Origin of the sequence: Bradyrhizobium sp., assembly GCF_035273305.1 — a bacterium.
In the GTDB taxonomy this organism is placed as follows: Bacteria; Pseudomonadota; Alphaproteobacteria; order Rhizobiales; family Xanthobacteraceae; genus Bradyrhizobium.
This window is the reverse complement of sequence record NZ_DATEPI010000037.1, coordinates 1-25,409: the sequence shown is the minus strand read 5'-3', so window position 1 is coordinate 25,409 and position 25,409 is coordinate 1. Positions and strand designations below refer to the sequence as shown.

General features: G+C 58.4%; 26 protein-coding genes. 13 read left to right on the top strand and 13 right to left on the bottom strand.

Going from position 1 to position 25,409, the window contains the following annotated elements; all coding sequences use genetic code 11:
* The first annotated feature begins 10 nt into the window (after positions 1–10).
* On the top strand, positions 11–256 hold the full coding sequence (locus VJV58_RS02555; RefSeq protein ID WP_324135766.1) for a hypothetical protein: 246 nt from the start codon (positions 11–13) through the stop codon (positions 254–256).
* Positions 257–435: 179 nt separating this feature from the next.
* Here the strand turns inward: VJV58_RS02555 and VJV58_RS02550 are convergent, their stop codons facing one another.
* Both VJV58_RS02550 and VJV58_RS02545 read right to left on the bottom strand, forming a co-directional pair.
* Positions 436–1,137: a hypothetical protein gene (locus VJV58_RS02550; RefSeq protein WP_324135765.1), complete on the bottom strand. Its 702-nt coding sequence runs from the start codon at positions 1,135–1,137 to the stop codon at positions 436–438.
* 50 nt (positions 1,138–1,187) lie between these two features.
* Complete coding sequence (locus tag VJV58_RS02545; protein ID WP_324135764.1) at positions 1,188–1,382, bottom strand: hypothetical protein; 195 nt, start codon at positions 1,380–1,382, stop codon at positions 1,188–1,190.
* Between the two features lie 440 nt (positions 1,383–1,822).
* On the opposite strand from VJV58_RS02545, the gene VJV58_RS02540 reads away from it, so the two are divergent.
* On the top strand, positions 1,823–2,728 hold the full coding sequence (locus VJV58_RS02540) for a hypothetical protein (protein WP_324135762.1): 906 nt from the start codon (positions 1,823–1,825) through the stop codon (positions 2,726–2,728).
* 27 nt (positions 2,729–2,755) lie between these two features.
* On the opposite strand, the gene VJV58_RS02535 is transcribed toward VJV58_RS02540, so the two are convergent.
* The 5 genes from VJV58_RS02535 to VJV58_RS02515 form a co-directional block, all read right to left on the bottom strand.
* Positions 2,756–3,166 carry a YybH family protein gene (locus VJV58_RS02535; protein WP_324135760.1) on the bottom strand — a complete coding sequence of 137 codons (411 nt, stop codon included), beginning with the start codon at positions 3,164–3,166 and terminating at the stop codon, positions 2,756–2,758.
* 178 nt (positions 3,167–3,344) lie between these two features.
* A complete protein-coding gene (locus tag VJV58_RS02530) occupies positions 3,345–4,205 on the bottom strand; it encodes an SDR family NAD(P)-dependent oxidoreductase (protein WP_324135759.1) in 861 nt (286 codons plus the stop codon).
* Positions 4,198–4,419 carry a hypothetical protein gene (locus tag VJV58_RS02525; RefSeq protein WP_324135758.1) on the bottom strand — a complete coding sequence of 74 codons (222 nt, stop codon included), beginning with the start codon at positions 4,417–4,419 and terminating at the stop codon, positions 4,198–4,200. Before VJV58_RS02525 ends, VJV58_RS02530 begins: the two co-directional genes overlap by 8 nt.
* Positions 4,420–4,455: 36 nt before the next feature.
* Positions 4,456–5,322 carry an alpha/beta hydrolase gene (locus VJV58_RS02520; RefSeq protein ID WP_324135757.1) on the bottom strand — a complete coding sequence of 289 codons (867 nt, stop codon included), beginning with the start codon at positions 5,320–5,322 and terminating at the stop codon, positions 4,456–4,458.
* A 67-nt stretch (positions 5,323–5,389) separates the two neighbouring features.
* Positions 5,390–6,244: a class I SAM-dependent methyltransferase gene (locus VJV58_RS02515; RefSeq protein ID WP_324135756.1), complete on the bottom strand. Its 855-nt coding sequence runs from the start codon at positions 6,242–6,244 to the stop codon at positions 5,390–5,392.
* Positions 6,245–6,398: 154 nt separating this feature from the next.
* Here VJV58_RS02515 and VJV58_RS02510 point away from each other — a divergent pair, with 154 nt between their 5' ends.
* Entirely contained in the window at positions 6,399–7,973 is a 1,575-nt protein-coding gene (locus tag VJV58_RS02510) for a winged helix-turn-helix domain-containing protein (RefSeq protein WP_324135755.1), read from the top strand.
* Positions 7,974–7,990: 17 nt separating this feature from the next.
* Here the strand turns inward: VJV58_RS02510 and VJV58_RS02505 are convergent, their stop codons facing one another.
* The gene (locus VJV58_RS02505) at positions 7,991–9,556 is read right to left on the bottom strand and encodes a winged helix-turn-helix domain-containing tetratricopeptide repeat protein (protein ID WP_324135754.1); all 1,566 of its coding nucleotides are present in this window, start codon (positions 9,554–9,556) and stop codon (positions 7,991–7,993) included.
* 209 nt (positions 9,557–9,765) lie between these two features.
* Here VJV58_RS02505 and VJV58_RS02500 point away from each other — a divergent pair, with 209 nt between their 5' ends.
* Together VJV58_RS02500 and VJV58_RS02495 are read left to right on the top strand one after the other, a co-directional pair.
* Positions 9,766–10,047 (top strand): DUF1127 domain-containing protein, encoded by a 282-nt coding sequence (locus VJV58_RS02500; protein ID WP_324135753.1) that lies wholly within the window; start codon positions 9,766–9,768, stop codon positions 10,045–10,047.
* Between the two features lie 84 nt (positions 10,048–10,131).
* On the top strand, positions 10,132–11,196 hold the full coding sequence (locus VJV58_RS02495) for a class I SAM-dependent methyltransferase (protein ID WP_324135752.1): 1,065 nt from the start codon (positions 10,132–10,134) through the stop codon (positions 11,194–11,196).
* Between the two features lie 130 nt (positions 11,197–11,326).
* Here the strand turns inward: VJV58_RS02495 and VJV58_RS02490 are convergent, their stop codons facing one another.
* The 5 genes from VJV58_RS02490 to VJV58_RS02470 all read right to left on the bottom strand — a co-directional run bounded on the left by VJV58_RS02490 (position 11,327) and on the right by VJV58_RS02470 (position 18,095).
* Positions 11,327–11,752, bottom strand: a complete 426-nt coding sequence (locus VJV58_RS02490; protein WP_324135751.1) for a GFA family protein — start codon at positions 11,750–11,752, stop codon at positions 11,327–11,329.
* Positions 11,753–11,812: 60 nt separating this feature from the next.
* Positions 11,813–11,944: a hypothetical protein gene (locus tag VJV58_RS02485; RefSeq protein ID WP_324135750.1), complete on the bottom strand. Its 132-nt coding sequence runs from the start codon at positions 11,942–11,944 to the stop codon at positions 11,813–11,815.
* Positions 11,945–12,400: 456 nt separating this feature from the next.
* A complete protein-coding gene (locus VJV58_RS02480) occupies positions 12,401–13,972 on the bottom strand; it encodes a winged helix-turn-helix domain-containing tetratricopeptide repeat protein (protein WP_324135790.1) in 1,572 nt (523 codons plus the stop codon).
* Between the two features lie 533 nt (positions 13,973–14,505).
* Positions 14,506–14,721 carry a dodecin family protein gene (locus VJV58_RS02475; RefSeq protein ID WP_324135749.1) on the bottom strand — a complete coding sequence of 72 codons (216 nt, stop codon included), beginning with the start codon at positions 14,719–14,721 and terminating at the stop codon, positions 14,506–14,508.
* Between the two features lie 146 nt (positions 14,722–14,867).
* On the bottom strand, positions 14,868–18,095 hold the full coding sequence (locus tag VJV58_RS02470; protein WP_324135748.1) for an adenylate/guanylate cyclase domain-containing protein: 3,228 nt from the start codon (positions 18,093–18,095) through the stop codon (positions 14,868–14,870).
* 325 nt (positions 18,096–18,420) lie between these two features.
* On the opposite strand from VJV58_RS02470, the gene VJV58_RS02465 reads away from it, so the two are divergent.
* The 8 genes from VJV58_RS02465 to VJV58_RS02430 form a co-directional block, all read left to right on the top strand.
* Positions 18,421–19,050 (top strand): hypothetical protein, encoded by a 630-nt coding sequence (locus VJV58_RS02465; protein WP_324135747.1) that lies wholly within the window; start codon positions 18,421–18,423, stop codon positions 19,048–19,050.
* 425 nt (positions 19,051–19,475) lie between these two features.
* Positions 19,476–19,757 carry a hypothetical protein gene (locus tag VJV58_RS02460; RefSeq protein WP_324135746.1) on the top strand — a complete coding sequence of 94 codons (282 nt, stop codon included), beginning with the start codon at positions 19,476–19,478 and terminating at the stop codon, positions 19,755–19,757.
* Between the two features lie 99 nt (positions 19,758–19,856).
* Positions 19,857–20,918, top strand: a complete 1,062-nt coding sequence (locus VJV58_RS02455) for an amidohydrolase family protein (RefSeq protein WP_324135745.1) — start codon at positions 19,857–19,859, stop codon at positions 20,916–20,918.
* Positions 20,919–20,940: 22 nt separating this feature from the next.
* Entirely contained in the window at positions 20,941–22,053 is a 1,113-nt protein-coding gene (locus tag VJV58_RS02450; RefSeq protein ID WP_324135744.1) for an amidohydrolase family protein, read from the top strand.
* Between the two features lie 4 nt (positions 22,054–22,057).
* A complete protein-coding gene (locus tag VJV58_RS02445) occupies positions 22,058–22,477 on the top strand; it encodes a Rieske (2Fe-2S) protein (RefSeq protein WP_324135743.1) in 420 nt (139 codons plus the stop codon).
* Positions 22,478–23,352: 875 nt separating this feature from the next.
* The gene (locus VJV58_RS02440) at positions 23,353–24,480 is read left to right on the top strand and encodes an alkene reductase (RefSeq protein ID WP_324135741.1); all 1,128 of its coding nucleotides are present in this window, start codon (positions 23,353–23,355) and stop codon (positions 24,478–24,480) included.
* Between the two features lie 44 nt (positions 24,481–24,524).
* The gene (locus VJV58_RS02435; RefSeq protein ID WP_324135740.1) at positions 24,525–25,019 is read left to right on the top strand and encodes a GFA family protein; all 495 of its coding nucleotides are present in this window, start codon (positions 24,525–24,527) and stop codon (positions 25,017–25,019) included.
* Between the two features lie 122 nt (positions 25,020–25,141).
* The coding region (locus tag VJV58_RS02430) for a thiamine pyrophosphate-binding protein (protein ID WP_324135739.1) at positions 25,142–25,409 on the top strand (268 nt) is incomplete at its 3' end.

The following is a 25,409-nucleotide window of genomic DNA, read 5'->3' as shown; positions in this document are numbered from 1 at the left end:
GGAACAACAAATGGCGTGCACATCCGATGTGTGGCGACTATGCGGCGCGCATGTGCCCGATGTGGATCGGATCGTGGCATGCCTACGCCGAAACACCCCGCATCTCAGCGCGCCGTGCCGTGCGGTGTTCAAACAGGGCGCCCATCGCGACGACGACCAGCCGCGCTACGATCAGGAGTATCGACGCGAGCGCGATTATGGATCGAGACGCGATCGTGATTATGATCGCCCCAGACCTTACGAAGATGACGAGTAGCGGCCACCGGATGGGAAGGTCTGCTTCATGGCAGCGCGAACACCCAGCTCAGGCATCGTCGGATGACTCTACCGCCAAATATTTGCAGGGACGCATTGGACGGTTGCGTGGTTCGAGCGCAGCCCCCAGAGACGTGCGAGAGTTCCCTCACTGCACGTTTTTGGGCGTGAACGCTGAATTTATTCTGAAGACAGGTGGACGATCTGCCGTCCGCCATTCATCGCCTTGAGGCTGTTGACGTACTCCTCAGGACGCTGCCAGCGATGAGGAACTTTCAAGCCCATGAAATTTGCGACGTCGCCGATAAACGCTGTGCAATTGGAAATTTCCGCATTCCAGACCGGTGAGCTCGCCTGCAATTTCTTGATGTAGGCGAAAACTCTCTTTGCGTCCGGCTCATTCAGGTAAACGCGATAGCTCGCGGTCAGGTATTGCGGATCAAGATCGCCGTAGCTTGCGCCGGTCTCGGACGGCACCCAAGTCAAATAGCCAAGCACATAAGAGAAGGTGTCGCCCGCGGGTGTAAGGCCCGCAACCTCCACCTTTCGCTCACTTGTCTTTCCAAACCAGATGAAAGCGTGCCCCCAACTCGCCGCGGTCCTGGCTCTGAAATCGACATAGTACGGGCCCTTTGCTGACGGGGACCCCAAGGTTCGAGTGGACTGCAGCGCCCGTTTTGATTCAACGGGCGCCTCACTGGTAACAGACGCATTCGCTTCAGAGGTGCGTCGGTGGACCTCGCGCCGCTCGGAAGTACGCTCCGAACCGGCGCGAGTATCGATCGCATGTGCAGCAGCGGACTGGATTGTGCACTGGAGCAAAACTGCGAGCGTGAATCCCGCAAGCAAGCACAGTCCTGATCTCCGCGGTGTATTTGCCACGCTTCGCCCCTCAATCGTCGACGATAACGGTCAGATCGGCGAGAGCTGAATCAATACCGCGCCGCGATGGGCGACTTGCCGACCGGGCTCTTCCCGATGGGGGACTTGCCGATTGGGCTTTTGCCGATCGGCATCTTGCCGACCTGAGCCTCTTGATAGACGGGCTGTCGGTGCGGAAGATCCGCAGCGACGGCGGCAGTCAGCATGGTAAGCGTTGCACCGGCTACGATTGCGATTTTCAACAATGTAGTTCTCCCTCAGGTTAATAGAACAGGCAAAGCCCCGCCGACTCTGCCTCCGACTCAGTTTGAGCATGAACGCCGGAATACGACCAGAGTGCGGCAAATTGCGCAAGTTGCGGGAACTGCGCTGACTGAGGCAGATATGCCACATGCGGTGCGTCTGTTCCGGCTGTGTCAATCGAGCGACACCCGACGCATCGTCGTGCGATCGAAGGCCAAAGCGGTGCTTGCAGTGAGATTGTCTCCTTGATTCAACAGGTGACATTCATTGCAAACACGGTCAGCGATTATCCCCATGAACTTAAATCCAGCGATTTGATCCACTGGGTGAACGGTGTCAGGGTTCTCCGATCAAGAGCGCACGCCGATGAAGCAGAGTGGCGCGACGTTATGTTCGCACCATGCCGCCGTGCCTACCACCGCAACCGAACAGAGCGGTTCCAATGGCTGACGACACTATTGCTTCCATCATTGCCCTGCACCAACCGAGAAGGCCCAAGACCGGCCCCCAACGCTCCCGTGCGTACAGGCCGCGCAAACGAAAAACGACAAAGGCTGCCGTCTCGTCTGATGCCGACGCTCCGTCTTCCGAAACACTGATACCGATAGATTTCTCGTCGTCCAATCCGGCATTGCCAGAGTCGTCCGTCATCTCGCCGTCCACAACCACGTCACGCGGCGTCACTCCGTCATACCGGCCGGTCGCCTCGATCTTCCTGCTGTTCGCTGCGTTCGCGCTCGCGGGAGTCGGCGTCACCACTAACGGCTGGTTCGCCCGATCGCTTGGATCGAGCGATATCGCTGGATGGTTGTTTCTGGCGATTGGTGTAGCTGCAGATCTCGTCGCGCTGGTCATGCCCTCGTGTGCGGCTGGGCTTTGGCACAGCCGTCAGCGCGCCACTTCTCTTGCCGGATGGGCGGTGTGGGCGATGACGTTTGTGTTTGCGGTCACCGCCGGCATCGGCTTCGCATCGGTTAACATCACCGATGTTACGGCTGCGCGGGCGGCGCGCGTAACGACAGCGGTCACGGCGGCTCAATCGGCGTTGAGTGACGCCATGTCAGCGCGGGATCGGGAATGCATGCACGGCGTTGGCAAGTTCTGTCGCGAACGCGAAGCGACGGTGGCCGAACGCCGCCAGATCCTCGACACCGCTATGGCATCGGTCGGGCAGGCGGCGGATCCTCAAACCGGTGCCGCTATCAAGCTCGTTGCGTGGGTTACCCATGGCGCGCTGCAGCCATCGGCCCACGATTTCGTCATGCTTCGCCTTATCCTGCTGGCGTTGCTGCCGCAGATTGGCGGGATATTGCTGATGGTCAGCCGGCTAGCGATGCGGCCGAGCTGATCCCCAGCACTCCAAGCATTCGCGGGCTTAGTCCGTCGATGGCACTGAGTGATGTTCGTGCGCGATGCGCCAGGCCCCATCCACGTTGCGCAGCCCAATTGTCAGCCTGAACAGGAATCCGCCTTCCTCGGGAGGACCGCTCAACGTATCAGAGCCGCACCGCATGATGGCGGCGGCAAAGGCGACGTCCTTGCCAGCCGTTATTGCGAGTTCCTCAATGTCGAACGCTTGTGACGGCTTGTGATATTTGAAGAAGAGATCCCACGTCTTCTTGTACTCATCCATTCCTCGCGACTGCAGCGGGGGCGGGACATCGAACATCAGAATGTCCTGCTCATGATGGGCAAGAATGCCTGAAAGATCATGCCGGCGAACTGCGTCCGCCCACGCCTCGATAATTGCTTTGATTTCGTTTTCGGGCTTTCTGCTTTGCTGCACCACGGCTGCCGCTCCTGTTCCTGTCCGATCTGTCCCTAGGACGAACGTGGAGGCGCATATCCGACACGTCGGCGCCGCGGACACGTGCCGGAAAGCTATGGCGGGACGGCGGAGTACGACTTCGGCGGCGCGGGCGAGCACCGCGGCAGGTCAAACCGAATGCCTTGCCGGCGTCGGTCTAAGATAGCCTCTCGGCCTGACGAACCGCCGCTTTGTCCATCGCCGCCAGAATGGCGGCGAACCGGGCCTCCAGCTCGCCACGCCAATCCGCATCGTGGTGAGTGAACACATAAAGTTCGTTTTCCCGGATTGCTGTCAGCACTTGTGCAGCGACATCGTCCGGATCGAGCCCGGACTTGATCATCTCGGCAATTTGCGCGGCCAGTGTGCCTGCTGAGCTCGCCGGGTCCGGCTTCTGTGATGGACCGTACCGCGCCGGCCTGTTGCGGCCACTCTCGGTAATGCGCGTCCGAACAAAGCCGGGACAAAGCACTGTCACTCCAATGCCGAAAGGTTTGATCCGTGTAGCCAGTCCCTCGGACATATTTACCACTGCAAATTTGCTCGCTGAATATGCACTGAACCCCATGCCGCTGTTCAACCCGGCCATCGAGGCTGTGTTGACGATGTGGCCGCCTTCACCGTGGGCGCGAATGTGCGGAAGGAAGGTGCGGATACCATGAAGCACGCCCATCAAGTTGACGTCCAGCACCCATCGCCAATTTTCGAGCGAGATGTCGTCGATGCCACTGCCGCCGCCAACACCGGCATTATTGCAGACTACATGGATATTTCCGAACGCATCAAATGATGCCTTGGCCGCCATTTCGACGCTGACGGGATCGGTAACGTCACATGCTACCCCGCGCACTTCCGGTCCGATATTGCGCAGATTTTCGACGGCAGCTTTCAAGGCATCTACCTCGATGTCCGCAAGCATTACCTTCATTCCGGCTTCGGCAAGTCTCCGTCCCAGAGCAAAACCGATGCCGCTCGCCCCGCCTGTCACGAATGCCGCCCTGCCTGCCAGCTCACGCATGATTCTCCAAACCTCCAGATTGCGCGCTGAACATAGCAGCCGTCACCGGTTCGTTGGCAGTTTTTTCATCCATTTTGCTGTTGCCGAACTCGCCGATAAACGCGCCGGCAGCGAAAGCGTGCTGACCAGGCTCAGCGAACTGATGTTCATTGATGTGGTTCGGTGTTATAGCGAGGAAACATGCATCGTTGGTGATGGGGCCGGACTGCAGCACTCCGACGTTGGATCTCGCCAAGTTCGCCGTCGCCGTTTAGCTTATCACAACAGGAGCCTCTTCGGAGAACGCCCGGAGCGCCAACGAAAGGTTTGCGAATTCGTCAGCCCGCGCGATGTGACGCGCAATGTCGGGATTGATAGACAAGGCATGCGACATCGCCAGCATGTGACCTGCGGCGGGCAGGTACTTCGTCTCAGCTCCGGGTATCGTTGCTGCGAGCCGCCCCACCACCCGCTGAGTGAGATAGGGGGATAGTCCGCCGGAGATCAAAAGTGTTGGGACCCGGATGGCGGCGGCCGCCGAGGTAACATTCTGTTCGGCAAGCACCGAGGCGAAATCAAAAGCAAGCTTTTCAGCCTGCTCCGCCAGCCGCACGAACGCATTCGATGACAGCCTCTCTTCAGGTCCGGATCCTCTCCAGAAGGTCAGAAACTTTTCAATCGCCTCCATGGAAGAGCCCTTCCAGAGGTCTTCGTAGATGGCATATGCCAGCCGAGCGAAATGCTCATACAATCGCCGATCCGCTCCGCTTTCCATCAGGATGGTCGGCAGAACGGGTTCGATGAGCGTTAGGCTTCGAATACGGCTTCTGTACCGCGGATCGGTCGCAATTTTGAAAGCAAGCGCACCGCCATAGGAATGGCCGATGATGTGCAGGGGATCGCCGTCCTCGCTGAGCCGAGGGCTCAATGCGTCGATCTCTTCCGTCAAGGTGGTTGGCAACGCGAAGCACGTCGCATTACCGCCATAACCGGAGATATCAGGCGCAATCACCTGGTGTCTGCCTCCAAGCTCCTGAGCAAGACGATCCCATTGACGGCCGGAGCTCAGCGAACAATGAAGCGCGATGACAGAACCGCTAGTCCCTGCCTGAGATGAAATCTTGAAATGATCGTTCATCGTTCTATTTCCAATGGTGCCCGTCAGGAAATTCAGGAAGTCGTTGGATGACCTGGTCCTCAGTCTCTTATGATTTGGTGATCACCACTTCGAGGTACTCGCTCGGCACAAGCATCGTGCCGTCGTTTCCCCGGTTCATGCGCACGATCAGCGCGTGCAAGTCGTTCCTCAATTCCGTTCGCCGCGGCAGGTCGAGGGTGGCAAAAGCCCTGTTGATGGGGCCGTAGTAGGTCTCGAACACCTCAATGAAATGTTTTGGCGAGCGGTAGCGAAAGTTGAAGTAACGGCTCTCGGTCCTGATGTCGCTTGCGGCGTCTCCGAACATTTCGGCGAGACGCGCGCGTGTTCCCCAAAGCGCAGGGGATTTAGCGCTGGCCGGCGGCGGCAGATATCTCCCAAGTGTCTTGAAGATCTGTCCTATGAAGCCATCTGGCGTCCAATTCGCCAGGCCGATCTGGCCTTTGGGTTTGCAGACCCGCAGGAGCTCACCAGCCGCTAGGTCCTGATTTGGCGTAAACATCACGCCGAAGGTGGAAAGCACGGTATCGAAATCGCCGTTATCGAACGGGAGAGCTTCCGCATCCGCTTCGATAAACTCGATCGAATGGCCTTCGGCTTCTGCTCGGGCCCGGCCGTTCTGCAGCAGTGCCGGCACGTAATCGGTCGAGGTAACGTCGGCCCACCGTCTTGCCGCCGCCAGGCTAGCCATGCCATTGCCGGCCGCAACGTCAAGCACCTTCGACCCCGGGCGCAGATTCAGCGTCTCGCAAAGCTGTTCGCCGACAATCTGCAGCGTTACGCCGACAACGGCGTAGTTGCCGGACGACCATGCCGCCTGCTGGCGGATTTTAAGTGCTGTCAGATCGGATGTCGCTGAGGGCGTGCTACTCTGTTTCACCGAGGTCGAGGTCGCGTTGGCCATGGCCTTTCCTTTCGGTATGCTACGCGGTCAATGCATGCGACCGCGATGAACCGAACATGGGCTTGCGCGCACCAAAGTCTCTGAGAGGCGCTTGATTTGTGCTTTAGGCTGGCCTGATTATTCCTTTAGACGACGCAGGAAGCGTGGAAATACTATGCAATTTGTCTTTTCCGATCAGACGCTTGATACGGAGCGACGCGAGCTGTGCCGCGGCTCTGAACGCATTGCTGTTGAACCGCAAGTGTTCGATTTGCTTGTCTATCTGCTGGACAATTGCGATCGGGTCGTCAGCAAGGACGATTTGATCGAGGCAATCTGGGACGGTCGGATCGTATCCGAATCGACGCTGACCAGCCGGATCAATGCTGCACGCAAGGCGATCGGCGACACTGGTCGGGATCAGAAACTGATCCGTACGATTGCCCGCAAAGGCTTCCGCTTCGTCGGTCCATTGCGATCACAGCAAATCGCCCATCGGCCGCAGAATGCCGCGCGTCAGTCGGAAGAGGCCGTCGAAGCACCGCGTCCTGTTTTATCGCCGCTCGACAAGCCAGCGATTGCGGTTCTGCCGTTCACGAACATGAGCGACGAACCTGAACAGGAATACTTTTCAGAAGGCATCAGCGAGGACATCATCACCGCGCTGTCCAAGCTGCGTTGGTTCTATGTGATCGCCCGAAACTCCTCCTTTATCTACAAAGCGAAAGCGGTGCACATCAAGGAGATCGGCGAGGAATTGGGCGTCGGGTACGTCGTCGAGGGAAGCGTACGCAAGGAGGGAAATCGGGTAAGGATCACGGCGCAGCTTAACGATGTCGCCACCGGTGTACACATCTGGTCTGAGCACTACGACCGCAGCCTCGCCGATGTTTTCACGGTACAGGACGAAATCACGCAGGCCATCGTGGCCGCGATAGAACCCCAGCTATACGCCGCCGAAAGTTTTCGTGCCCAGCGCAAAGCGCCCGACAGCATGGACGCGTGGGATTTGGTCATGCGGGCGTTATCTCATTATTGGCGCGTGACCCGGCAGGACAACATGGTTGCGCAGGCACTGCTTGAGAAAGCCATCAGTATTGATCCTGAGTATGGTCAGGCGCTCGGCCTGCTCGCCGCGAGTTACATGTTCAGCGCGCACATGGGTTGGGCGGACATGGCAACGGCAATCCCGATTGCAGAGCGCGCCGCGCTCGCGGCGATCCGTGCCGATAGCGAAGATCCCTGGGCGCATTACGCGCTGGCGAGCGTCTATCTGTTCACGCGCTGTTTCGAGGATTCTTTGGCGGAGTTCGAGCTGGCGCTACGGCTCAATCCGAGTTTTTCACCGGCCCGCGGCATTTATGGGGTCGCGTTGACGTATTGCGGCCGCTGGGAAGATGGCGACCTTGCCGCGCGTCAGGCGCTGCGGCTAAGCCCGCGCGATCCCTTTGCCGCGGTCTATTGCGGTGTCGTCGCTTATGCCCAGTTCGTCGGCGGCAATTACGACGAAGCGATTCGCATGTCGCGCGAAGGTTTGAGACAGCGAAACGATTTTGTTGGGGCGCATCGCGTGCTGGCCGCATCGGCGGGGATGACCGGCAAGATGGAAATCGCAGAGGCCGCGATTTCGGAGTTGCGTCGTGCCCAGCCCAATATCTCGCTGGCGTGGATTGCCAAAGAAATACCGTTCAAACTGGATGTCGACCGCGACCGCTATCTCGAGGGTTTTCGGCGCGCCGGTCTGGAGTAGCGGCGCTGACGACCGGATCAGGTCAGGCCTGCGCGTCGCAGGCCCTCCAGGTAATGATCGCGATCGGCGTCCAGGTTCCAGGGAATCTGGTTGGCGATCCACGCGAGCGAAATATTCGGTTGAGTGCGATGAAGTTCTTGCAACGAGCTCGCCCCAATTTCGGCATAGCCGGCCATGCCAGCCGCTGCCGTCATAACCCTCAGGGCTCCGACGAAGTCGCCGCGCTCTCGAATCGCCTCGCGCGAAGCAGCGATGGCCTCGTCATAGTTGCGTCCTGTGAACTGAGCATAGGCCGCGACACCATGATAAATGGCGGAGAACGGGTCACGCGGACTGAGCCGCAGCGCGCGACGGACCGCGGCGTCGGCCTCCCGCCACCTGCCGGTATAGATCAAGGCCAAGCCATAGAAGCCTTGAGCCAGTGAGAAGTTGGGATTGAGTTGCAGCGCCACCTCGAATTCGGCCAGCGAATCCTCGATTCGACGCATCGCCAAATATGCGCCGCCGAGGGCGCTGTGCGCCCAGGGATCTTCGCTGTCGATCTGGATCGCCGCCAGCGCCGCACGCTCCGCGAGTGGCAAGGCGCTCGCCATATCTTCCCAACCCATATGAGCGCCAAATGAATGGCTGGTCGCGAGCACGCCGAGCGCCTTGCCGTAATCAGGATCAATGGCGATTGACTTATCGAGCAATGCTTGTGCCACCACGTTGTCCTGCTTCGTCACACGCCAGAAATGCGACAGCGCGCGCATCAACAAATCCCACGCGTCGAGGCTGTTCGGCGGCTTGCGCCGGGCCCGAAAGCTTTCCGCTGCGTAAAGTTGCGGTTCAATAGCGGCAACGATGGCATTGGTTATTTCGTCCTGAACCGCGAACACATCCACAAGATCGCGGTCATAGTGCTCCGCCCAGATATGACCGCCTGTAGCGGCGTCGTTGAGTTGCGCTGTAATGCGCACCCGGTCGCCGGCCCTCCGCACACTTCCCTCGATGACATAGCGGACGCCGAGTTGTTCGGCCACGTTCTTTATGTCGACGGATTTGCCCTTGTAGAGGAATGATGAATTTCGGCCGATCACAAAGAACCAGCGCTGCTTTGAGAGCGCCGATATGATGTCTTCGCTGATACCGTCCGAGAAATATTCCTGCTGCCGGTCGTCGCTCATATTCGTAAACGGAAGGACAGCAATCGCTCGGCGTTCACTCGAACCAAGAGCATCTGAATCACCCGCGCCCGCCTTTGCGGCTCCGCTGCTTGGCAAGCCAATCGCCGGTTTCGCTTCTACGGCTTCGATGAACCGAAATCCCTTGCGTGCGATCGTTCGGATCAGCTTTTGGCTCTTGCCGGTATCGCCGATCGCCTTGCGTGCAGCGTTGATACGGCTGGTCAATGTCGAATCAGAAATGATCCTGTCGCCCCAAACCGAACCGATCAGATCGTCCCTGGTGACGACCCGGTCGCGGTTATTCAGAAGGTAAACCAGCAGGTCGAATACCTGCGGCTCGACGTGAAGCGCTGCGCCTCGATGCCTTAGTTCGCGCCGCTCAACATCAAGTCTGCAGTCTCCGAAGTTGAAAATCATTTGCCGTTCCGAAAGTATCGATTTTGTCGCCCATCAAGGCTGGAAAATTCATCAGGCCACTCAACGACATTGCCAAAAAGTGGAGTTTCTAACGCGCATCTCAAGTCAATCTGGAGAATAAATCGAAGTTCTCTGAAAGTCTTGGGAGATCGGAAGGTGCATGGTGCAAACGGGGGAGGGGGAAGCACCACCCTTTGAAGGAAATACCAATGACGTTTCTAAATGATACTTCAAACTTTTCCGCGACTCCGGCCGCCATTCGAAGAGCCTTCGGGTATTTCGCAAGGCGAGTCGGCCGTCTCATCAATAACTGGATTGCTGCTCTAATCGCACATCGTGAATACCAGGCAAATCTGGCTCTCCTGCGAAGCCTGAGCGAACGGGATTTGCGAGATATGGGCCTGGATCGCAGCCAGATCGGTGACGGCTTGGCCGAGGCCGCCAAGCTTCGGTCGCGCTGGCAACAATCCAGGCGTTCGGATTTCACCTGAGAGCACTCCAAACCATTGCCGATCAAATCCGGCTGCCCGATCGAAAGCGAGCGCTAGCGACAAACATTGGAAGGATGATTGACTATGAACAATATCGATAGCAACAAACTGAACGGATTAGTTGGAAAGATGCTCGGCGATCTTGGCGGCGCGTTTAGCGTGCCGACCGGGAGCATCGGCTATAAGCTGGGATTGTTTCAGGCTCTGCACAAGCATGGCGCCGCAACGTCAGATGAACTCGCCGGTCGCACCGGCCTGGCGAAGCGATATGTAAAGGAATGGGCGCTTGCTCAGGCATCGAACGGCTATATCGACTTCGATTCGGCCACAGATCAGTTCAGCCTCTCGCCTGAACAGGCAATGGTGTTCGCGGTAAAGGACAGCCCGGTCTACCTGGAAGGCGCGTTCGATTTGGCCGCGGAGATGATCAAGGGCCAGCCAAAGGTGGAGAGCGCTTTTCGGACCGGCGAGGGAGTCGCATGGGGCGAAAGCAGCGGCTGCCTTTTCTGCGCCGTCGGCGCGTTCTTCCGGCCGGGATACGTCAATGCGATCGGGCAGGCGTGGCTGCCGGCGCTGGATGGCGTCGCACCCAAGCTGGAAGCGGGCGCGAAGGTCGCCGACATCGGCTGCGGTGTGGGCTTCTCGACCTTGTTGATGGCGGAGGCGTTCCCGAAAAGTTCATTCATCGGATACGACTTTCATGCCCCCTCAATCGAGCAGGCCAATGCCCATGCAAAAAAGCACGGCATCGCGGACCGCGTGCGTTTCGAGACTGCCCCTGCCAAGGCCATCGCCGAGAAAAATTTCGATCTCATTACGACGTTCGACTGCCTTCATGACATGGGAGACCCGCGCGGTTGCGCCTCGCATCTCCGTACTCTGATGAAGCCGGATGGCACCTGGATGATTGTGGAGCCGATTGCCGGAGACAAGGCCGGCGACAATGTCACTAATCCGGTCAGCCGGCTCTACTACAACGCGTCGACCATGATCTGTGTCCCAACTTCGCTGGCACAGGAAGTGGGCGAGGCGCTCGGAGCCCAAGCGGGCGAGGCAAAGCTGAGAGAGGTGCTCAAGGGCGCGGGCTTCACGCGCGTGCGCCGCGCCACGGAAGGTCCGTTCAGCATGGTGCTGGAAGCACGGCCTTAACTTGATTGGTGTGGGTCCCGATCGCGGCGCGCTCGGGACCCCACAACTTGATGATCAGATCACCCATGACGAACAATTTTGCGGCACGCTCGGTTTGAGGGCCTGCCTGCCCGAGCGATCAGCTCAATCCCTACTCAGGAACCGCTATTCCCGATCCGCCCAGCTCGGCGGGGAAGTCCTTCAACTTGGGAAGCCCGTCCTTCATCGGCAGCACGGTTTCGGAATAATTGACGTGGACCCCCGGGCTGAATTTCAGCGTGGGTATGGTTGCCGCATACACGTCGACAAGCCCGAGCGGCGGATGATTGGTCATGAGGTGGCCACCGCATTTCTTGCAAAACTGGCGGTCGCTTGTCTCGGTTTTCTGAAAGTGTCCGAGGTGCTCTTCGCCTCGGATGACTCTTACGTTCTGAGGCTGCCACAGCGTAAACGCGTTGACTGGGCCCGCGGACCAAGAGCGGCATGATTCGCAATGGCAGTAACCCATTCCCTCAGGTGAGCCCTGAACCTCAATCTCGACGGATCCGCAGAAACATTTGCCTTTATGTGAAGTCATGATGAAATCTCCTGGTTATGAAATATTGGTGTTTATTGGTCTTTTGCGTGAAACGCGAGCTTAGTCCCCATACATGGGAAGTTTTTCAGGCGACAGATCGATCTGGTCTGTCGCGTGTATCTCATGCAATGCGTAGCCGTGAGCTACAAGGAACAGAGCGATCGTTGCCGCCACCAGAATTCGCTTGGTCATTTTTTTGGTCCCGCCGACAGGGTTGACGATCCAGCTTGAGGTGGAGTCGGGACCTCTGCACATGAGCTCAGGAGATGCTGGTTGAGGCGGATAATCTTTTTAGCTTCTCGATATCTCGAGTCATGAAGAGCCATCAGTATCCAATTCCAGAATCCTGTTCGCGGCTTTTCGCGGACCCTTGTGATCGGCAAGATAGAACAGGAAGGAAACGCGAGGCCCTCACGATCATGACAAGAAGACATGCGACCAATCCCGAAAGAGCTGCCAGGAAACTAGCCGCTCAACCGATTGATAGGGATTGCCCGACCGAAAAGCGCGACTTGTGATGAGATAAAGCGCGCCTTTGCCGCAAAAAGCTTTGAGGTCGCCTTCTATTATTCTTGCGGCGAGCTTGAGAATTTATGGAGACGGACTCCTTTGGCTTGGCTGCGCTGCGCAAAAGCGGGCATTTGCGCGCTAATGCAAGCCTGCCCGCCGAAAACCTTCCAGGTAGTGTTCACGATCACTGTCGCGCTTGAACGGCACGTGTTCGGTGATCCAAGCAAGCGAAATGTTGGGTTGCGCGCGGCGAAGATCGTTTAATGCGCCTGTGGCGGCTTGTCCGTCGCCTGACATCCCGGCCGCAGCCGCCAGCACGCGGTACGCGGCGGCATAGTCGGCCCGAAGGCGTATGGCAATTCGCGCCAGGCGCATCGCTTCCTCGTAATTGCCCCCGATGTATTGGGCGAGGCAGGCGGAACCATAGTAGAGAGCGGAGAACGGGTCGCGGGGGCTTAATTGAATTGCCCGGCTGACGGCTTCAAGGCTTTCTTCCCACCGGCCGCAAAAACTCAACGCGGTGGCATAATAATTCTGCGCTTGCAAAAAGCTTGGGTTGAGGCGCAGCGCCAGCTCGAACTCGGCCAGGGAATCGTCGAACCGCCGTGTAATCAGATAGAAAGCCCCGAGCGCATGATGCGCCCATGGGTCCTCGCTGTCAGCTCTGACTGCTGCCAGCGCCGTGCGCTCGGCGATATCCGAGATTGTTTGCATGTCCGCCCAACCCATATGGGCGCCGAATGTATAACTCGCCGCAAGCACGCCGAGGGCCTGGCCGTAATCCGGGTCGATGGCAATCGCCTGCTCCAGGAGCGTCTGCGCCAATTCATTATCCTGCCGGGTGACCCGCCAATAATGGGACAGCGCACGCACTACCAACTCCCACGCATCCATGCTGCTGGGGTGCTTGCGGCGTACGCGAAGGTTTTCCGCCGCATAGAGCTGCGGTTCGATTGCCGCGACAACGGCCTCGGTAATTTCATCCTGCACGGCGAACACGTCAGCGAAGTCGCGATCGTAGCGTTCGGCCCAGAGATGGCTGCCGGTCGTTACATCGTTTAACTGCGCGGTGATGCGGAGGCGTCCTCCGCTTTTGCGTACGCTGCCCTCGACGACATAACCCACCCCAAGCTCTTCACCGACCTGCCTGACGTGGACGGACCTGCCTTTATAAACAAAGGTGGAATTGCGCGCGATAACCAGGAACCAGCGCAGCTTGGATAGCCCTGTAATGATGTCTTCGCTGATTCCGTCGGAAAAATAATCCTGCCCCGGATCACCGCTCATGTTGCTGAACGGAAGTACCGCGATCGCAGGACGATCGAGCACCGGGGTCCGCTGCAACAGCTTGAACGCAACCTCCGCGGGCGGAATTCCCTTGTCGCTCAGATCGTCATCATCTCGAGTACGCACCCCACCGACGAAGCGGATGCCCTTGCGGGGAAAGGTGCGGATCAGCTTCTGGTTGCGGCCGGTTTCGCCGATCGCTTTTCGAGCCGCGGAGATGCGGCTGGTTAGCGTCGTATCTTCCACGATCCGGCCGCCCCACACCGAGGCAATCAGATCGTCCTTGGTGACGACACGATTCGTGTTCTGGACCAGAAAAATCAATAGATCGAGCACCTGCGGCTCTACCGGTATGGTTTCCGATCCACGACGGAGTTCGCGACGGCTCGCATTGAGTTCGTAATCTGCAAACAGAAACAGCAAAATTCGCACCCCGGATGTCGGCGGTCGACTAAAATAGCTGCTCGGACATAATCGGGGAGTATTGAAGGCAAACGCTGCCACAATTCAAGGTCGAATACCCTATCCAGGCAGCCGCCAGGCAAAACCTTCGTTAACTCTTTGCGGGTTATTGTTTTTTGTCGCGGACCTAGTTCTGCGTACCGCGACCAAAGGCACGGCCATGCTAGACGATAAGATCAAGATCAAATGCTCTAAGTGCTCCAGGATTTTCAGAGAGCGGTTTCAGAAGATTCGCAGCGGGTTTCAGATGCAGTGCCCGCATTGCCTCAAGCTGCTCACGTTCGACGGCAGCTCGGATGACAACAATATCCGGCGTGCCCTCAAGAGCGCAAAAGAAATGAGAACTGCCCATGAAGAGGCGCGCCAGGAAGCCCCGGCGCGGACTGCCACGCCGGCTGACCACTGACGCTCGGGTCTGAGATTGCCAAACCCACGCCGATGCTCATCGCCGGAGATCGCCGCATTGAGCGATCATTTCAGGCGCGCATTAGCTTTCATTCGCCTTCGTACTTGAACGAGACATTGATTTTCGCGCGGTACGACTCGACCTTTCCGCTGTCGTCCATCTGCATGTCCAGTTGGACCACTTCCGCCACTCGCAAGTCTCTCAAGCTCTTCGCGGCGCGCTCGACCGCCGCCTTGGCAGCGTCTTCCCAGGACTTGCTGCTTGTTCCAACCAACTCGATGACTTTGTAAACGCTGTCAGCCATGACTTTTCTCCCTGGTGCGGTTTTTTATTCCAGCATTGATTTGTCGGTGAACCGGACAATGCAGCCCGATCACCGCGCTCAAAACGCTTGCCTTCAGAGGTCCCGATTCAAGTAAGACCCACCTCGCTTTCACTCGAAAGTGCCGGTCAGCTCGCCTTGGTGGAAATTTGGCGAGCAGTGTTGTTTCCGATGCCGGTCGCGTCGATGAAGTTCTCGAAAAGCATTGCTCCGGTCTCTCGCATCAGTTCCCTGGCACGTTCCAGCTCCTGCATGCCTTCTGCTCTCTGATCGGCGGATGCGGACTGCAGCAACAGATCCGCTCGCACAATGCGGGCCAGGCATTCAGGAATACGGGCATGACGTCCGGTCGCAACCTTGATCGCCTCATCGACAGTAATGAGCGCCATCGCAGTATCGCCATTCAATCGGTACGCGTTCGCCAAATCGGCGAGAATACGAGGCTCGTTCTCAAGGCCGGCCTTTCGAGATCGAGCGAAGCTGAGCGCATCGGACAAATCGTCGATGGCCGAAGTGAGCCTCCCCGCCACGATGTGAGAGAGACCACGAAGGGCTTGGGCGTAGACTCGCAGGTAGGGGTTTCCGGTCTTCACGGCGATAGAAAACGCCCGTTCGGCATGTTCTTGAGCCAGTGTGATGTTTCCCTCAGCCCAGGCAAGGTCCACATATGCCATACTTGGCATGACGTCATGGATCGGGTCGACCTGGCTACCTTCCCGCTGAAGGATTCGATCGAGGAAGGGGCGCGCTTCTTCCTTCCGATCGAGCATAATCAAGGTTCGACCGCGCAAAACGGTCAACCAGATCTCGATGTCAAAACCCAGCGTTTGGCGATCGAATTGTACGATTTCGTGAGCTCGGTCGGTTGCTGCAACGTTCATTTCCAGCGCTTCTCTCATGCGACCCGATAACCACAGCGCATGACAGAGTACGGCCTTGAGGATTGTTTGAACGCTCGGGTCGTTGCCTTGCTCGGCGATAGCCTTGGCTTCCTGGATTTTTTCGACATACTCATCCGCCGATCCGCCATTCGCCAATATCCTTCCGTAAGCGGCGTGAATCAGCGCATTGGCCCGGATATCGCCCAGCGCCAGCGCCAGCTGTTTGGCTTCTTCGAAGTAGAGCTGAGCGTCGGACGCCGGGATTCCTTCGCGCCAGGCAAAGTTTACGATTTGGCCCGAGGCCATCATCTTCAAGTAGTCTATTGGTTGCGACGATGGCAGCTGAGACAACAGCTCGCGGACCTTCTTCCAACTGCGCAGGGCTTGACTTGGATCGTTGGTCCCGATCCAGACCGCGGCCCGCATATTCTGTTGAGCCGCTTTGAGATTCTCACCAGCTTGTTCCAGGTGATAGGCCAAGAGGGACGCCCGCTCTTCCGCACGATCCTTGAATAGATTCTCGATTGCCTGCGCTACCTTTGCATGCAGCTCGCGGCAACGCTCGTGCATCAGTGATCGATAGGCAACCTCCTGGATGAGCGGGTGACGGAAGGCAAGAAGTCGCTGTTCAAAAGGCGGTACATCGTAAAGCAGTTCAGCTTGCCTCAAATGCTGGGCCGCGTCCGAAAGTTCGGCGGGCGCCAATCCAGCGACCGCATCCAGAATTGATGTCGAAATCTCGCGTCCGACGACTGAGGCAATCTCGAGAACCTTTTTCGCATTCTCTTCAAGACGGTCGATGCGGGCGGCCACGACCGCTTGCACGGTTGAGGGCAGAGGAATTGAATCGATCCCGCCCTTCAGCCGGTACGCGCCCTTCTCACCTTCGAAATCTCCGCGTTCTACGAGCGCGTGGATCAATTCCTCCAGGAAGAACGGATTTCCTTGGGCGCGCTCGATGATGTTCCTGCTCAGCAAGGCCAATGAGGGGTCGTTCCCGAAGTGATCCTGTACCAGCATCGCCGCCTGCGCCGGCGGGAGCGGAGGCATGTTGATCTGCCGATAATGCGAACGCTGCATCAGAGGCGCGGTAAAGCCCGGCCTGAAGTTGACGACCAGAAGAGTGGTGGTGCCCACCACGGCGTCTGCCAGTGCCTCCACAAACTCTTCGCTTGCAGCATCGATCCAATGCAGATCTTCGATTATGACGACCGTCGTAGATTGCCCGGGTGACCGCGGTAGCGTTCTTACAAAATCGAGGAGCTGTGTTTTGCGCGTCTTTGGGTCCAGCTTGATCGGTGTCCTCTGGGGGTCGGCCAGGCCTAAAAAGTCCAGCAATACCGACGCCAAATCCTCAGAAACCGGGAGAGCGGCCAATTTATCAAGTACGTGACGACGAGAAACATCGACCGCTTCCTTGACGCGAAGTCCAAAGAAATCGCGCAGCAATTCCAGCACGGGCTGAAATGGCGTTGCCTTACCATGAGCGAGGACACGCGCCTCATAGACGCGAATTCCCTTTTGACGGCAGCTTTCCGCAAATTCGAAACACAGACGGCTCTTGCCGATGCCGGCCTCGCCGACGACACCGACCACGCGTCCTTCACCGTTGATCGTATTTTGGAGTTCAAGCACAAGCGCTGAAAATTGGCCAGTGCGGCCGGTGAGAGGACTCAAGCGCCTGCCGCTCCGAAAGACTCCGCTGGAGGGGGCGTGCTGAAGGCCCCGCAGTTTCAATATCTCAGTCGGCGTGGCGATCCCGCGAATGGTCTGAACGCCCAGCGGCTCGACTTCGACGAACTGTTTTGCGGCGCTGTAAGTCTCTTTCGAAATCAGAATCGTACCTGAGTCAGCCATTTGCTCCAGGCGATTGGCGAGATGCACATTTGCCCCTGCGGCGTCATAGGTCTGGTAAATGCCGTGCTCTATCGCTTGAACGACAACTTCACCGGTGTGAACGCCAACCCTGATCTGCAAATCGGGATCGCCGAAGCGCCTTACTCCATCTTGCATGGCGAGCGCCGCAAGGCAGCCACGGACGGCATGATCCTCATGGGGTTGGGGCGCGCCAAACAGCGCCATGACGCCATCGCCTTGAGATTTGTTGACGACGCCCTCGTAACGAACAACGGCTTCATTCATGAGATCGAGAACGGGTTTCAGGCGCTTCATGCCCGCTTCGGGATCGCCCAAGCGATCCATGAGGCCGGTCGAATTACGAATGTCCGCAAATAGAATGGTGACGCGCTTTCGCTCTCCACCCTTCGCGTTCAATGATCTCAGGACATGCTGCCAGGACTGGTTAGAAACGTCGGGAGGCCCCAGGCTTAATGCCGCGCTGCACCGTCCGCAGAAACGAGCTGTCGCTCCGTTGAGATGTCCGCACGCGCTGCACTTGGCACCAAGAGAAGTACCGCACGCCTCGCAATACTCGTTGGTCGCCCTATTCTGGCAACCGCAACGCAGACACTGCATTGGTAGCCCCTAGACAACAGCGGACGCTTGGCTGCATCCGCAATACGTATAGCTCTAGAAGCCAAGCAATTCTACGGCACTATCCGAGAAGAAGTTCTCAAATAATCTCGGAAATGTGTGATCGGTTGCACATTTCCGCGGCGGGTAAGCGGTATGGTGGCAATCATCCGCACCGGCGCCGGGCTGATTGGCGGCGGTTCAAGCTCCGCATTACGTCCCGGCCAGAGCGCTGGCTGCAGGTTGCTCAAACCTGAGAATGGAGGCAAGTTCCGAAATCGATTGCTGCAAGCTGAATGAGGTGCATTTCAATTCAAAGGAGATAAAAATGGGCTCATTGATTCCCAATCCGATGGATCAAGAAATAGTATTTCGACTCAACACTATTTTTTCCGGTAACGCATTCACGGCAGTAGCCAGCCATAATGATGCTGACGGCCTCAAGCTCTTTGATCCTTCCAAAAGGCTATCTAGGATCGCACGACGAATTGGAGCCTATCCGCAATCACAAAACGATACGGACCCAAGCAACCCGACACAGCCTGGTCGACGAAATCCTCGCGCGCGATGGTACTTTTTTCTCGAGTCGCTGGAAACGCTCCACGATCCCTCAGGAACCGGATCGCCGACCACTGCGGACGCGATCAAGAACGCGCTACAAAACGCGATTACCAATTCGTATCCCGGCAAGAACATCGTCGGCGTGGTATTCAACGCAACGTACGCCACGACTCCCGGAGGACATCCGTCGACGGTTTATCTTGAGCCGAACAATACAAACCCTGGACACATCTGGCAGATCGGCGGCACTAACAATCACGTGTTATGCCTGACCCTGATTTGTCAACATCACATCAAGGGAGGGCCGATTAGCCATCAAAACAATCCGGGGGCTAGCGAAACGCCAATCGCCAACCTGCCCTGGCCGGTGGACGATCAGGACCAGAACCAGCCTTAGCTCGTTGCGGCGGCGTCTCGGGCAGCGTTGCTCATTGTGCGCGAAATTGCGCGAATGATCGAGAACCCTTGTTTCGGCTAACGCAGTGGACTTGACGCCGACAACATCAACTCGGCCAAAGGACACGCGCCAGTATCGACACACCGATTGATGAGAATCGACTTTTTGCGGTCCTCCCAGTTCATTGCCCAACAATTGGGAGAATGACCGGACGAAGCAGGCGATTCGATTTGACCGGAGCCAATCTGCTGCTGGATGGCGCGATTCAGATCGTTAAGCGCGTTTGCGATGTCGACGGAGCGGCCGGTTCTCTCCAGAAGAGTTGCTGCTCCCTCGTTGATCGCCCAAAGATCCGAGGCGCATTCGCAGGCGAGGCGAGGATTCAAGACCAGTCGAGATCCGGTTGCGAAGTGATGCCCGGTTTCATGAAGCAGCGCGAACATCAATGCATCCTCCCCGATGGCGAAATTGAAAGCCAAACCGCCATAAAGTTTTACGAGCTTTCTGGAGCCGAAATGCAGGGCCTGCGCATTGAGAAAATTGAACTCAGGCACCAGCGAAAAATCTATCACCGGATAGGCTCGCCGAAAGTCAGCGAGCAGCGCCTCGACAAGCAGCTGCCGCTCGGGCGAGGCGGAGAGCGTCGAATTATCGGCGGGCCGCAGTTCCTCGAAAAGCATCGCGTCATCCTTGCCCGACCAAACTAATATGTCCATGTCCCCTGACCAAGCCTTGCGCTCGGCCATCATCGGCGTCACATTTGAACGCAGGCGGCAAGCCGCCAAAACGAAACGCAGGAAACGCGCATGGCCGCGACGCGGATTGATTGCGACATCCATCCCGCGGTGGGCGGAACCCGCACCACGCTGTTGCCTTATCTCGACGATCACTGGAAGGAACAGGTGGTGAGCCGGGCCATTGATGGCCTCGATCTTACCAGCTATCCGCCCGATATGCCGTTATCCGGCCGCGCCGACTGGCGTCCCGCCAAGGGCAAGCCCGGAAGCGATCTCAAGATGGTGCAGCGCGGCGCATTCGATCAGCTCGGTGCCAGTCACGCGATCTGCAACGTGCTCTATGGTGCGCAAGCGGTGTATGATCCCTATATGGCATCCGCGTTCTGCAAGGCGATCAATGACTGGATCGCGGCCGAATGGCTGGCGCGGGATTCGCGCCTGCGCGCCTCGATCGTCATTCCATTGCAGGCGCCAGATCTCGCGATCGAGGAAATCGAGCGCCGCGCCGGGGATCACCGGTTCGTGTCGGTACTGGTGCTTGCGCAAGGCGAGAGCCTGCTGGGACGGCGGCATTATTGGCCGGTTTGGCAGGCTGCCGAGAAGCACAAGCTGCCGATCGCAATCCATGCCGGCAGCGAGTACCGCGGCGCGCCGAGTTCGGTCGGCTGGCCCTCCTATCGTTATGAATATTATCTGGCGGAGGCGCAGGCCTTTCAGGCCCAGGTGCTCAGCCTGATTTACGAGGGCGTGTTCGTCAAATTCCCCACACTCAAAGTGGTGCTGATGGAGTCCGGCATAAGCTGGCTACCAGCTTTCATGTGGCGGGCCAACAAGACCTGGCGCGGCGTCCGCGTCGAGGTGCCTTGGATCGAGCGCGAGCCGGCGGCCATCATGCGTGACCATATTCGCCTGACCACGCAGCCGTTTGATAGTCCGCCGGATGCCAGGGGCGTCGCCGAGATCATTGACATGATCGACTGCGACAAGATGTTCCTGTTCTCGTCGGATTATCCGCATTGGCAATTCGACGGCGACGACGCGATCCCGCCGCATCTGCCTGCCAGCATCGTTTCGCGCATGTGCGCCGACAATCCGCTAGAGACGTTTCCGCGGCTATCTCTCGCCGCATGAACCTGATCCGAAGGAGGATCGCATGAGCGACGTCATCGACCGCCCACTGCTTGAGCAGGAAGCCCCGGCGAAGAGCCGACTGCGCATCATCGATTGCGACGTGCATCCGAGCCTGCATTCGCGCGCCGATCTCAATCCATTCCTGACGAAGCGATGGCAGGAGCATCTGCGCACCTACGGCGATCATCTCCGCACGCCGTATATCGGCACCACGCCATATCCGCGCTCTTCACCCTTGATCGCGCGGCGCGATGCATGGCCGCCGACCGGCGGACCACCGGGATCCGATCTCGCCTTCATGCGCAAGCAGCACCTGGACCCGCTCGACATCGAATTCGGCATCCTGCAGGTGCTCGATCTCTTCATCTTCTCGCAGCAGAATCTCGATTTCGGCGCAGCGATCCAGCGCGCCATCAACGAGTGGCAGCTCGCCAACTGGACCAGTCGCGAGCCACGGCTGAAGGCCTCGATCCTGGTCGGGCAGGACGATACCGAGGCGGCGATCGCCGAGATCGAGCGTTGCGCCAAGCTCGGGCAATATGTTCAGATCAATGTGTCACCACGCGCCAACGAGCCGCTCGGCCGCCATCGCTACTGGCCGATCTATGCCTGCGCCGAGGAACTCGGGCTGCCGCTTGGCATTCACGTGGGCGGATATGGTGGTCACGCGCCCAGCGGCGGCGGTTGGCCGTCCTACTACGCCGAGGAGCATCAATCCAACGCGCATTCGATGGCGGCGACGCTTACAAGTTTTGTGATCGAAGGCGTGCCGGAGCGGTTCCCGCGGCTGAAGATCGTTTTCATCGAAGGCGGCTTCGGCTGGATTTCATCGACGATGTGGCGAATGGACCAGCATTTCGAGCGTTTCCGCAGCGAGGTGCCGCATCTCAAGCGTCGTCCGTCCGAATATGTGCGAGAACACTTCTGGTTCACCACTCAACCTATCGACGAGCCGGACGAGGCGAGGCACCTGCGATCGCTGATCGATTGGGTTGGCGTCGATCGTCTGCTGTTCTCCTCGGATTATCCGCATTGGGATTTTGACGATCCGCGTTTTGCCTTCAGGACTCCGCTGAGCGAAACCGAGCGGGCGAAAATCTTTAACGGCAACGCCCGCGCGCTGTACAAACTCTGATTCCATGCCACGTCACATCGTCGCGCGCACCACGGAGATCCCGCCCGGCAGCAACAAGGTGGTTAGCGTGGACGGCCGCGACATCGTCGTGTTCCATGTTAATGGCGAGTTCTTTGCACTGCTCAATCGATGTCCGCATGCGGGCGCGCCGCTGGACAAGGCGGCTTGCGTCGCGCGGCTGACTTCGCCGGAGCCCGGCGTCTATCAGCGTTCGCGGGTCGGCGAACTGCTCCGTTGCGCCTGGCACGGATGGGAGTTCGACATGCGAACCGGGCAATCCTGGTTCGATCCGGCTCGCGTCAAGGTGCGGACTTATCCTGTCGTAATCGAGGATGGGGAAACGCTTGCCAAGGGACCTTACGTCGCCGAGACGTTCCCGGTTCATGTCGAGGACAGCTATGTGGTGATCGAGACCAACACATAACGTCGACAGGTCACGTTGTTATCAACCCTGTGCGATTTGCCTGACGGGCAAATCGGCAATTCCGCTGTCCATCGCAATTGGCAAAAATATATTCGTTCTCCTTTGCCCCAAATCAAATCCATAACCTGCTCCGTCCTGTTCCAAACGAGGGGCGTTGCGCAACGTCACGAAACGTGGTGCGGGATGCGATGGACGCTGACGTGCCGCTGACGAATGGCATGTGAAGCGGACGGCGAAGTCGTGTGGTTCTGATGCCTCGACGCTGGCGTCAAGTCGGCGAATTAATTTCGCAGGCGACGGTGACAACAAAGCCCGATCACCGGGAAGATCACGTATAAGTCGTAAAACATCGCGCGGGGAATGCCGGATGATTTCGGTGAACCTGTGGTGACTACCTCGTGTGCTGTCTATTTTTTGCACGCGAGACTGCGGGTGCATTGAGCGCCCGGCATTCCCTGCGCCCTCTGAGTTTCAGATGCGCTTCAGATCAAGCAAAACTCGCGCGACCTGCGCGGCGAGATCGCGGAGGTATGGGTTTTGCGCGACGAAATTGGAGAGATATGTGGGAAGGCTGCGGCGCACTCCATCCCTTCCCCTTTTGTGGGGAGGGCGGACACATCGTGAGCGGAGCGAACGATGTGACGGGTGGGGGCTGCTTCCTCATGCGAGGAACGACCCCACCCGGCGCTTCGCGCCACCCCAGAGCGAGCTTTGCTCGTCTCGACCCCACAAGTGGAGGGATAAGGGAGCGCGGGGTGGGGGTCGCCAACGAAGGAATCCACTTTTGCTGTTGCCGCCATGGATGGCTTCGCCAAAGGCTTTTGCCGCGACGCCGAACCGGCTAAACATTGCCGTCCGCAATCTTCGGGGCAGAGATGAATTGTCCGTCGTTGTTTTCGCCGTTGCAAATAGGGCCTTACAGGCTTGAGCATCGCGTCGTCATGGCGCCGCTGACGCGGATGCGAGCCGATCGCGCCAGTCTGGCGCCGCGGCCGCTGAACGCCGAGTATTACGGCCAGCGCGCGACATCGGGCGGCCTAATCATCGCCGAAGCCTCGCCGGTGATGGCGAGCGGATATGGAAATCCCGGTGTGCCGGGAATCTACTCGGACGCGCAAATCCGCGGATGGCAAGAGGTGGTCGAGGCGGTGCACGCCAAAGGTGGCTTCATCTTCCTTCAGCTATGGCACGTCGGTCGCGTTTCGCACTCCTCGTTCCAGCCTGGAGGTGCATTGCCGATTTCGGCCTCGGCGGTCGCGATCTCTCCGGAATTAAAGACTATGACGGCGGATCGAAAAGTGACGCCGTATGAAACGCCGCGCGCGCTTGCCACCAGCGAAATCGCGGACGTGATCGAAAGCTTCCGACAGGCCGCGATCAACGCGCTAAAGGCCGGATTCGATGGCGTCGAGATCCATGGCGCCAATGGCTATCTGATCGAGCAGTTCCTGCAATCACGAACAAATTTGCGCACCGACCAATATGGCGGCTCGATCGAAAATCGCGCCCGATTTCTGATGGAGATCACGCAAGCTGTCGTGGGCGTGTGGGGAGCAAATCGCGTCGGCGTGCGGCTATCTCCTTATGGGATCGCCAATGATAGCGGCGAGGCCGATCCGATGCCGCTTTACAGCCATGTCATCCGTTCACTCAATCTGCTCGGCCTGGCCTATCTGCATTTCATCGAGCCGCGGTCAAGCGGCGCTGGCCGCGCCGAGGTCAACCATCAGAATGTGCCGTCAGCGATGGTGCTATTCCGGCCGATCTGGCGGGGCGTGTTGATCACTGCTGGCGGCTTTACGGGTGAGAGCGCCGAAGCCGCGATTGCCGCCGGCCACGCCGACGCCATAGCGTTCGGCCGCATCTTCATTTCCAATCCCGATCTGCCGCGACGCTTGCGAGAAGGATGGCCGCTGACGCCATACAACCGGTCAACGTTTTATGGCGGAGAAGAGAGCGGCTACACCGACTATCCGGTTTACGGCGAACTGGAGCGGGCCTGAGCGTCATGACGCGCGCAAACGAAGCACGATCAACGGAGCGCCCGATGACCAGGGCAGCGAAAGCGGGAGCAATCTCAACCGGCATCGCAACCGGCAAATGCCTGTGCGGAAGCGTTTGCTTCGAGATCGATGTCCCCGCGCGCTGGGCATGGCATGATCATTCGGCGGCGAGCCGGCGTGCCCATGGCGCGGCGTACGCAACGTATGTCGGGAGCTGGCGCAAGCGTTTCCGGATCACCAGCGGCAGTGACGGCATCACAAGGTACGATGACGGTGCCACGAAAACGGTGCGCAGTTTCTGTGCGCGCTGCGGCACCCCGATTTGCTACGAACGACCACGCTCGCCGCACATGGTGAATATTCCGCGCGCGCTTTTCTCCAGCCGGACCGGCCGGCAGCCGCTCTATCATGTTGCGATCGAAGAGTCGCAGGACTGGGCCTACAGTGGCGAGCCGCTGGTGCCGCTCAAGGGTTTTCCCGGTGTGGTGTGGCAGCGCTCCAAAAAGAAGAAGAGCCGCGATCGCGACGGGATGTTCTGATGCCGCGCGCGGGGTCGGGACACCGACAGGGCAGCCATGATAGCACTTCCTTGGTCTCAACCTTCTCGATCCGCCATGATGATAATCCCGATGGCAACGGCCGCGGGGCAGGGAGGACTTTCATGAATCGCATCACCGGGCGTTCGGCATTTCTCGCATTGCTCAAGGACGAGGGCATCACGCACCTGTTCGGCAATCCCGGCACCACCGAATTGCCGATCATGCACGCGCTCAAGGACCATCCCGATCTAACCTATGTCATGGCTATGCAGGAAAGCCTGGTGGTCGCGATTGCCGATGGTTTCAGCCGCGCCTCGGGGCGCCTCGTTGCCTGCAACGTCCACGTTGCGCCCGGGCTCGGCAATGCGATGGGCTCACTCTATAATGCAA

Excerpts from the sequence above, each read along its gene's own strand:
- VJV58_RS02530 (WP_324135759.1), bottom strand. The coding sequence starts at position 4,205 with ATGCGTGAGCTGGCAGGCAGGGCGGCATTCGTGACAGGCGGGGCGAGC.
- VJV58_RS02455 (WP_324135745.1), top strand. The coding sequence starts at position 19,857 with ATGGCCGCGACGCGGATTGATTGCGACATCCATCCCGCGGTGGGCGGA.
- VJV58_RS02515 (WP_324135756.1), bottom strand. The coding sequence starts at position 6,244 with ATGGCCAACGCGACCTCGACCTCGGTGAAACAGAGTAGCACGCCCTCA.
- VJV58_RS02440 (WP_324135741.1), top strand. The coding sequence starts at position 23,353 with ATGAATTGTCCGTCGTTGTTTTCGCCGTTGCAAATAGGGCCTTACAGG.
- VJV58_RS02435 (WP_324135740.1), top strand. The coding sequence starts at position 24,525 with ATGACCAGGGCAGCGAAAGCGGGAGCAATCTCAACCGGCATCGCAACC.
- VJV58_RS02505 (WP_324135754.1), bottom strand. The coding sequence starts at position 9,556 with ATGATTTTCAACTTCGGAGACTGCAGACTTGATGTTGAGCGGCGCGAA.
- VJV58_RS02500 (WP_324135753.1), top strand. The coding sequence starts at position 9,766 with ATGACGTTTCTAAATGATACTTCAAACTTTTCCGCGACTCCGGCCGCC.
- VJV58_RS02465 (WP_324135747.1), top strand. The coding sequence starts at position 18,421 with ATGGGCTCATTGATTCCCAATCCGATGGATCAAGAAATAGTATTTCGA.
- VJV58_RS02485 (WP_324135750.1), bottom strand. The coding sequence starts at position 11,944 with ATGACCAAGCGAATTCTGGTGGCGGCAACGATCGCTCTGTTCCTTGTA.
- VJV58_RS02520 (WP_324135757.1), bottom strand. The coding sequence starts at position 5,322 with ATGAACGATCATTTCAAGATTTCATCTCAGGCAGGGACTAGCGGTTCT.
- VJV58_RS02555 (WP_324135766.1), top strand. The coding sequence starts at position 11 with ATGGCGTGCACATCCGATGTGTGGCGACTATGCGGCGCGCATGTGCCC.
- VJV58_RS02445 (WP_324135743.1), top strand. The coding sequence starts at position 22,058 with ATGCCACGTCACATCGTCGCGCGCACCACGGAGATCCCGCCCGGCAGC.
- VJV58_RS02470 (WP_324135748.1), bottom strand. The coding sequence starts at position 18,095 with ATGCAGTGTCTGCGTTGCGGTTGCCAGAATAGGGCGACCAACGAGTAT.
- VJV58_RS02460 (WP_324135746.1), top strand. The coding sequence starts at position 19,476 with ATGAAGCAGCGCGAACATCAATGCATCCTCCCCGATGGCGAAATTGAA.
- VJV58_RS02475 (WP_324135749.1), bottom strand. The coding sequence starts at position 14,721 with ATGGCTGACAGCGTTTACAAAGTCATCGAGTTGGTTGGAACAAGCAGC.
- VJV58_RS02490 (WP_324135751.1), bottom strand. The coding sequence starts at position 11,752 with ATGACTTCACATAAAGGCAAATGTTTCTGCGGATCCGTCGAGATTGAG.
- VJV58_RS02540 (WP_324135762.1), top strand. The coding sequence starts at position 1,823 with ATGGCTGACGACACTATTGCTTCCATCATTGCCCTGCACCAACCGAGA.
- VJV58_RS02510 (WP_324135755.1), top strand. The coding sequence starts at position 6,399 with ATGCAATTTGTCTTTTCCGATCAGACGCTTGATACGGAGCGACGCGAG.
- VJV58_RS02450 (WP_324135744.1), top strand. The coding sequence starts at position 20,941 with ATGAGCGACGTCATCGACCGCCCACTGCTTGAGCAGGAAGCCCCGGCG.
- VJV58_RS02495 (WP_324135752.1), top strand. The coding sequence starts at position 10,132 with ATGAACAATATCGATAGCAACAAACTGAACGGATTAGTTGGAAAGATG.